The organism is Nonomuraea sp. NPDC001699 (assembly GCF_053596455.1).
In genome coordinates this window covers 26,418-33,800 of the sequence record NZ_JBSFGF010000045.1, presented here as the reverse complement: position 1 = coordinate 33,800, position 7,383 = coordinate 26,418, and the positions used below count along the sequence as shown (strand labels likewise).

At 70.1% G+C, this 7,383-nt stretch carries 8 protein-coding genes and 1 riboswitch; of the genes, 2 read left to right on the top strand and 6 right to left on the bottom strand.

Going from position 1 to position 7,383, the window contains the following annotated elements; genetic code table 11:
* Window positions 1-493: 493 nt before the first annotated feature.
* From ACWCSU_RS51000 to ACWCSU_RS50985, 4 genes are all read right to left on the bottom strand, one after another.
* Window positions 494-694: a cold-shock protein gene (locus ACWCSU_RS51000; RefSeq protein WP_068927743.1), complete on the bottom strand. Its 201-nt coding sequence runs from the start codon at window positions 692-694 to the stop codon at window positions 494-496.
* A 242-nt stretch (window positions 695-936) separates the two neighbouring features.
* Complete coding sequence (locus ACWCSU_RS50995) at window positions 937-1,212, bottom strand: MoaD/ThiS family protein (RefSeq protein ID WP_364095458.1); 276 nt, start codon at window positions 1,210-1,212, stop codon at window positions 937-939.
* Between the two features lie 25 nt (window positions 1,213-1,237).
* On the bottom strand, window positions 1,238-2,470 hold the full coding sequence (gene thrC / locus ACWCSU_RS50990; RefSeq protein WP_357696642.1) for a threonine synthase: 1,233 nt from the start codon (window positions 2,468-2,470) through the stop codon (window positions 1,238-1,240).
* 13 nt (window positions 2,471-2,483) lie between these two features.
* Window positions 2,484-2,624: riboswitch (SAM riboswitch) on the bottom strand.
* Between the two features lie 79 nt (window positions 2,625-2,703).
* Entirely contained in the window at window positions 2,704-3,258 is a 555-nt protein-coding gene (locus ACWCSU_RS50985) for an RNA polymerase sigma factor (protein ID WP_189654051.1), read from the bottom strand.
* A 31-nt stretch (window positions 3,259-3,289) separates the two neighbouring features.
* On the opposite strand from ACWCSU_RS50985, the gene ACWCSU_RS50980 reads away from it, so the two are divergent.
* Window positions 3,290-4,714: an alpha,alpha-trehalose-phosphate synthase (UDP-forming) gene (locus ACWCSU_RS50980; RefSeq protein WP_357696644.1), complete on the top strand. Its 1,425-nt coding sequence runs from the start codon at window positions 3,290-3,292 to the stop codon at window positions 4,712-4,714.
* A gap of 41 nt (window positions 4,715-4,755) precedes the next feature.
* Window positions 4,756-5,940 carry an MFS transporter gene (locus tag ACWCSU_RS50975; protein ID WP_449944493.1) on the top strand — a complete coding sequence of 395 codons (1,185 nt, stop codon included), beginning with the start codon at window positions 4,756-4,758 and terminating at the stop codon, window positions 5,938-5,940.
* Here the strand turns inward: ACWCSU_RS50975 and ACWCSU_RS50970 are convergent.
* Both ACWCSU_RS50970 and otsB read right to left on the bottom strand, forming a co-directional pair.
* Window positions 5,918-6,499 carry a hypothetical protein gene (locus tag ACWCSU_RS50970; protein WP_357696648.1) on the bottom strand — a complete coding sequence of 194 codons (582 nt, stop codon included), beginning with the start codon at window positions 6,497-6,499 and terminating at the stop codon, window positions 5,918-5,920. The genes ACWCSU_RS50975 and ACWCSU_RS50970 overlap by 23 nt on opposite strands.
* A gap of 108 nt (window positions 6,500-6,607) precedes the next feature.
* Window positions 6,608-7,378 (bottom strand): trehalose-phosphatase, encoded by a 771-nt coding sequence (gene otsB, locus ACWCSU_RS50965; RefSeq protein WP_357696650.1) that lies wholly within the window; start codon window positions 7,376-7,378, stop codon window positions 6,608-6,610.
* Window positions 7,379-7,383: the final 5 nt, after the last annotated feature.

Sequence of the window (7,383 nt, the reverse complement as noted above, 5' to 3'; positions counted from 1 at the left end):
GTGATCGTGGGAGCGCCCCACTTCTTCTCCAGCACGACGTTGCGCCCCTTGGGACCAAGGGTCACCTTGACGGCGTCGGCGAGCTGGTTCATACCGCGCTCGAGACCGCGCCGGGCGTCCTCGTCAAACGCGATCATCTTGGCTGCCATAAGGCTAGACCTCCCAGATGCAGGGTGGCGTGTGCTGGACCGAGCCGACGCCCGCGACGGCATGGGTCTGCATCTCCGTTCGGCAGACCCCATCGTCTCGATCCGGGTTGTTGGCACTCTGCCATACAGAGTGCCAACGAACTGTTTAGCACTCTACCCTGCCGAGTGCAAGCCACGGGCCCCCTGCCCCAGGTCATGGGGCAGGTCATCGGGCACACCGGTTCGTACGGCGAGCCGCCCCAGGAGGTGCGGCCCGCCGTGCGAAGCCGACGGAGGAAACAGTGGCGGGCTCACGCGGACTGCGCTGCCGCGCGTGCCGCCCGGTTCACACCGGCGACGGTGGGTCAGACCGCGCGGACGGACTCCGCCTGCGGCCCCTTCTGGCCCTGCGTGATCTCGAACTCGACGCGCTGACCCTGTTCGAGAGATCGGTACCCGTCCATCATGATCGCTGAGTAATGGACGAATACATCCTTACCACCGTCTACCGCGATGAAGCCGTAGCCCTTGTCCGCGTTGAACCACTTGACGGTGCCCTGCGCCACTTCCGACTCCTCTTACTGGGCTCGCAGATCTCGCCCATTCCTCCGCGAGACCTGTAATCGCCTGACTTTTGGGAAAATCAGCCATACGATCGCCCTCGACCATACCTGTGGCAAGGGGTTTGGCAACAGAGTCAATCGACAAACCGCTAATTTCATCGAAGGCTGAGTCGTTCGAGTTGAATTGGGTTCTAAAACAAGAAGGCGCCCACAAGGGGCGCCTTCAAGAGTCGGGGGTCCGGCGGTCAGCCGCCCGCGACGGCGGGGATGATGGAGATCTGCGTGCCTTCGGGGGCGGGAGTGTCCAAGCCTTCGACGAAACGGACATCCTCTTCGCCAACGTAAACGTTGACAAAACGACGAATCTTGCCCGATTCATCCAGAATTCTCGCGCCGATCCCCGGGTAGTCGGAGTCGAGCTTGGCGAGAACGTCACGAAGAGTCGCCCCTTCGCCACTCACTTCGGCGTTACCCCCGGTGTAAGTGCGCAGAATGGTGGGAATCCGCACAGAAACGCTCATGGTTTTTGTTGCCTTTCCTGGATTGTCAGACAGTCGCGCGGAACGCGTCGAGAGAGGGCCGGATCACGGCGGTGGGCCGCGCGTCGTCGCTGATCGCGTCGAGCGTCTTGAGGCCGTCGCCGGTGTTCAGGACCACGGTCTCGGCCTCGGGGTCGAGCCTGCCCGTCTCGACGAGCTTCTTCAGCACGCCCACCGTGACGCCGCCCGCGGTCTCGGCGAAGATGCCCTCGGTGGAGGCCAGGAGCTTGATCGCGGCGACGATCTCCGGGTCGGTGACGTCCTCGACGCCCCCGCCGGTACGCCGGGCGATGTCCAGCACGTACGGCCCGTCGGCGGGGTTGCCGATGGCCAGCGACTTGGCGATCGTGTCCGGCTTGACCGGCTGGACCACGTCGTGCCCCGCCTTGTACGCCGTCGAGACCGGCGAGCACCCGGCCGCCTGCGCCCCGAACACCTTGTACGGCGTGTCCTCGACCAGCCCGAGCGCGATCAGCTCCTTGAACCCCTTGTCGATCTTCGTGAGCTGGGAGCCCGAGGCGATGGGGATGACGATCTGCTCCGGCAGCCGCCAGCCGAGCTGCTCGGCGATCTCGTACGCGAGCGTCTTGGACCCCTCGGCGTAGTACGGCCGCAGGTTGACGTTGACGAACCCCCACCTCTCGCCCAGCGGGTCGCCGATCAGCTCGGAACAGAACCGGTTGACCTCGTCGTAGGTGCCCTCGATCCCGACCAGCCGGCCGCCGAACACCCGGGCCATGGCGATCTTGGCCGCTTCGAGGTCGGCCGGGATGAACACGCACGCGTCGAGGCCGGCCCGCGCGGCGGCGGCGGTGACCGCGCCGGCGAGGTTGCCCGTGGAGGAGCAGGAGAGCGTGTGGAACCCGAAGTTCCTGGCCGCCTCGACGGCGATGGCGACCACGCGGTCCTTGAAGGAGTGGGTGGGGTTGCCCGAGTCGTCCTTCACGAACAGGGACCGGAGGCCGAGCGCCTTGCCGAGGTTGCCGGCCTTGACCAGCTTCGTCCAGCCCGGGTTCATGTTGGGCTTGCTCGCCACGTCGGCGGGGACCGGAAGCAGGGAGCGGTAGCGCCAGATGTTGGCGGGGCCGGACTCGATGTCCGCGCGGGTCACCTGGCCGAAGGAGTAGGCCGCTTCGAGCGGCCCGAAACACTCCAGGCAGGCGAAGCTGGGGCCCAGGGGGTAGCGCGTGCCGCACTCGCGGCAGGACAGAGCGACGGCAGGACCAAAGTCGAGCGACATGAAGCGAGGCCTTCCCTCATCTTCGCCCGCGGCCACCTTGACCGCGAACCGGAATTGGCACCTTGTCCCGGTCGGCCTCGCCAGGTCGCGAGTACAAGCCGGGAGGGTTGCCGGGGCTTCGCAGGGCCGGTCCCTCCACCCCTCTGGATGAGCAATATTCAGTTGTCGAAAGGGACTCTACCTTCTCAAGTGGCCGAAACGGCCACCCATCTCAGAAGGTGAGAAAGCTTGTCTCACCGATAGTCCTCCCCGAGGACTCCCTGCACGTACTTGCGGGCCTGGTGGATGCGGGACTTGGCGGTGCCGAGCGGGATGTTGAGCTGCTCGGCCACCTCGTTGTAGTCGAGCTGGACGATGTCGCGCAGCACCAGCGCCTGGGCCAGGTCGGGCTTGTCGGCCTCCAGCGCCTCCATCGCGTCGAGCAGGTCGAGCCGCGAGCCGGCGATCACGCTGACCCGCCGCGCGTCCGGCTTCTGCATCGGCAGTTCCTCCGACGTCTGCTCGGCGGCCCTGCGCTTCAGCGACCGGTACGTGGTGCGCGCGCAGTTGGCGGTCACGATGTGCAGCCAGGTGCTGAACCTGGCCCGCCCCTCGAACCGCCCGATGTTGCGCGCCACGGCCAGCAGTGTGTCCTGCGAGGCTTCTTCCGCGTCCTGGTGATAGGGCAGGATCCGGGCGCAGTGGCGCATCACGTCAGGCTCGATCCTGGCCAGGAGCTCGCCGAGCGCGCGATGGTCTCCGGCCGCGGCCGAGCGGGCGAGTTCCTCGGTTAGCTCATCTAGCGCCATAGCTGGGATCCTATGGGCGAAGGGAGCCCAAATGAACAGCGTTCTCGTGGCGTCCAACCGCGGGCCGGTCTCCTTCACCGTCGACGACGACGGTGAGCTGACCATGAAACGCGGTGGTGGGGGCCTGGTCTCGGGCCTGTCGGGGGTGGCCAAGGAGCACGGCGTGCTGTGGGTGTGCGCCGCGCTGTCCGACGGCGACCGCAGCGCCGTACGCCTGGCTCCGGGGGGCCGGCTCGACCGGACGGGCTACGACACGGGCGCGTTGCGGATGCTCGACATCCCCGCGGCCACCTTCCACCGCGCCTACAACGCCGTGGCCAACTCGACCCTGTGGTTCGTCAACCACCTGCTGTACGACATCCCCAACTCCCCCAGCTTCGGCACCAAGTTCCGGCGCGAGTGGGAGTCCTACCGCGACTACAACGGCGCGTTCGCGCTGGCGCTGGCCGAGGAGGCCGGGCACGGCGCACGCGTGATGGTCCAGGACTACCACCTGACGCTCACCCCGGCGATGCTCCGCGCCGAGCGCCCCGACCTGCGCATCGCCCATTTCAGCCACACGCCGTGGGCGCCCCCGGAGTACTTCTCCCTGCTGCCCGACGCGGTGACCAGGGAGGTCCTGGACGGCATCCTGGGGGCCGACCACGCGGGCTTCCTCACGGCGCGGTGGGCGGCGGCGTTCATGGACTGCTGCGAGGCGCTGCTGGGCGCGCGGGTGGACCGCGCGGCCCGCACGGTCACCCACGAGGGCAGGAAGACCCGCGTCGGCGTGCACAGCCTGGGCGTGGACGGCGCGGCGCTGTGGGCGCGGGCCTGCGAGCCCGACGTCGAGTCGCACATGGCCGCGCTCGCCGAGCAGGTGGCCGGGCGCCGGCTGATCGTCCGCATCGACCGCACCGAGCTGTCCAAGAACATCGTGCGCGGGCTGCTGGCCTACCGGGAGTTCCTGGCCGCCCATCCGGAGTGGCACGGCAAGGTGGTCCACCTGGCCTTCGCCTACCCGAGCCGGCACGACCTGCCCGAATACCGCGAGTACACCGCGTCGGTGCAGCGCTGCGCGCGCGAGATCGAGGACGAGTACGCCACCGAGGACTGGGACCCGGTCATCCTCAACGTCAACGACGACTACCCGCGCTCGCTGGCCGCCTACCGGCTGGCGGACGTGCTGCTGGTCAACCCCATCCGCGACGGCATGAACCTGGTGGCCAAGGAGGGGCCCGTCCTGTCGCCGCGCTGCGCCCTGGTGCTCTCGCGCGAGGCGGGGGCGGCGGCCGAGCTGGGGCCGTACGCGCTGGTGGTCAACCCCTACGACGTGAGCGGCACGGCGGCCGCGCTGCACGAGGCCCTGGTGATGCCCGAGGACGAGCGCAGGCGCCGCCGCGACCGGCTGTACGAGGCGGCCACCGCGCTGCCGCCGCACAAGTGGCTGGAATCCCAGCTCGATGCCCTGCTTTAACATGAGAAGTCGGATTCACTGCCAATGACGGAGGCTGCCGGGTGTCGACGGTCTCAGTGCCCATCCGACTCGTCCGGGACCGTCCGACCTGGCTGATCTATCTCCTGCTCGGCGCGTTCGCCACCTTCATGTACGGCCTCAGCGCCGCCCTGCCGCTCCTGCGCGCCGACCAGCGCACCACGGCCACCGTCGCCGGGCTGCACGGCACCGCCATGGCGCTCGGCACGGTCGGCGCCGGCCTCGCCCTGCCCCTGCTCACCAGGGTCCTCGGCCGGCGCGTGACGTGCTGGGTCGGCCTGGCCGGGATGAACGCCGGCGTGCTGCTGGTCATGGCCACCTCCGCGCTACCCCTGACGCTGCTGGGCTACGGCGTGGCCGGCGGCTTCGGCTCGGTCATGCTCTACGCGGCGATGGCCGAGCTCAGCGACCACCACGGCCCCGCGGGACCGGCCGCGCTCAGCGAGGCCAACGCCGTGGGCGTGCTGGTGGGGATCGTGGCGACGTTCGTGCTCAGCCAGGTGGCGCAGAGCGCGCTCGGCTGGCGGGCCGCCCTGCTGATCACCCCGGCGGTCAGCGTCCTGCTCGCACTGGCGCTGGGCCGCTCCTGGCCCGCGCCCCGGCAGGGCATGGAAGGGGAGGACGACGTGGTCGCCCTGGGCGGCGTCCAGGCGCGGGTGGGCGGCCGGTGGCGCTTCCATCTGGCCGGGGCCGTGCTGTTCTGCTGCGTGGCCCTGGAGTTCTCGTTCAACCTGTGGGCCGCCGACCTGTTCGCCCTCAGGACCGGCGTGACGGCGGCCGTCGCGGCGACCGGGCTGACGGCGTTCGTCAGCGGCATGGCGGCGGGCAGGTTCGCGGGCGCGCAGCTCGCGCTGCGGCTGCCGGCCACGCCGCTGTTCGTCGGCGCCCTGGGGCTGATGGCGCTCGGCTGGCTGCTGTTCTGGACGAGCGGCGCGCCGGTGCTGTCGTACGCGGGGCTGGCGCTGAGCGGGCTGGGCGCGTCGCTGCAGTTCCCGCTCGCGCTGAGCTCGCTGATCGCCGCCTCCGGCGACCGGGCGGACCGGGCGGCGGCCGCCTCGCCCGTGTGGGCGGGCGCCGCCATGGCGGTCGGCCCGCTGCTGCTCGGCTCGCTGGCCGACGGCTACGGCACCGGGACCGCGTTCGTGCTGGTGCCGGTGATCATCGCTGTCGCGGTGACCGGGGTGCTCATGTCCAGTCGGCGTACTTGAGCGTGTCGGCCAGGCCGGGCGTGTCCCACTGGTCCACGACGAGGATCCGGCTCTTCGGCAGGTACCACTCGCGCTGCGTGAAGCGGGCCTTCACGCCGTTGCCCGAGTAGCTGACGCACTTGGCCTGCCAGGCGTTGTAGGCGGCCTTGTGCCCGGCCCCCATCTGCCGGTAGCCCCTGGTGACCTTGGGGCCGATGACCTCGCCCCACTTCCGGTTGAACGGGCAGGGCTGTACGTCACTGGCCGGGTAGTACGGGTTCTTGCCCGTGTAGGGCCCGAAGCCCTCCGCGCCCCGCTTGATCGCGTCGGGGCCGAGGATGTAGAACGCGTCGCACTCGGGCGAGCCCCAGCCCTGTGGCTTGGCGCAACGGCCGGTGACCACCTGCACGTAGTCGGCCCCCTGACGGTGGACCACCCACTCGATCGGGATGTAGAGCGTCAGGCCGCCGCGCAACTTGAGCTGCTGGGCGGGCGCGGCGGAGGCGGCCCCGGGCACGGCGAGCACGGCCGCCAGGGACGCAACCGAGACGGCGGCGACAGCGAGAGATCGTCTTGACATGGGCACCAACGTAGAACCCGCCACTTGCAGCCCAATCACGAACGACTGAAAGCCGCGAGCCGGCTCGAAGACGGCGAAGGCCGCGAGCCGGCTCACGAACGGCTGAACTCAGGGACGGCTGAAGGCCGTCGTCAGCTCCCGCAGCAACGCCACCACGCCGTCGGGCCCGTCGACCACGATGTCGGCCCGTTCGGCCAGCGCGGTCACCTCCGCCGAGCCGCTGCACACGGTCACGCCGGGCAGCCCCGAGGCGCGTACGGCCTCGAACGCGGCCAGGTCGCCGAGGTCGTCGCCGACGAACATGACGGACCTGGCGTCCCGCTCGGCCAGGAACAGCCCGAGCGCGTGGCCCTTGTCCATGCCGGGCGGCCGCAGCTCCAGGACCATGCGTCCGGGCTCGATCACCAGCCCGTGCTTGTCGGCCAGCCCGGCCAGCGGCTCGCGCAACGCGGCCAGCGCGCCCTCGGGGTCGGGGGCGCGCCTGGTGTGCACGGCCACCGCCCGGCCCTTGTCCTCGATCACCACGCCGTGCAGCCCGAGCGAGTCGAGCAGCAGCGGCAGCTCGGCCCGGGCGCGGGGCACGCCGGGCGGAGGCGGCGGCGCCGAGACGCGTCCGTGCTCCCACCGCTCGAAGCCGTAGTGGCCGAGCACCACGAGACCGGGCACGTCGGCCAGGCCGGGCCCGAGTTCGAGCGCGGTGGCCGCCGGCCTGCCGGTCACGATGGCCACGGCGCCGACGTGGGCGCCCAGCTCGGCGAGTACGGCGGGGGCCTCGGGGTGGATCCGGGCGGAGGCGGGATCGGGCACGATCGGCGACAGGGTTCCGTCGAAGTCGAGCCCGATCACGGCGCCGGACGGATCTTTAAGGATCGCTTCCATTCCAG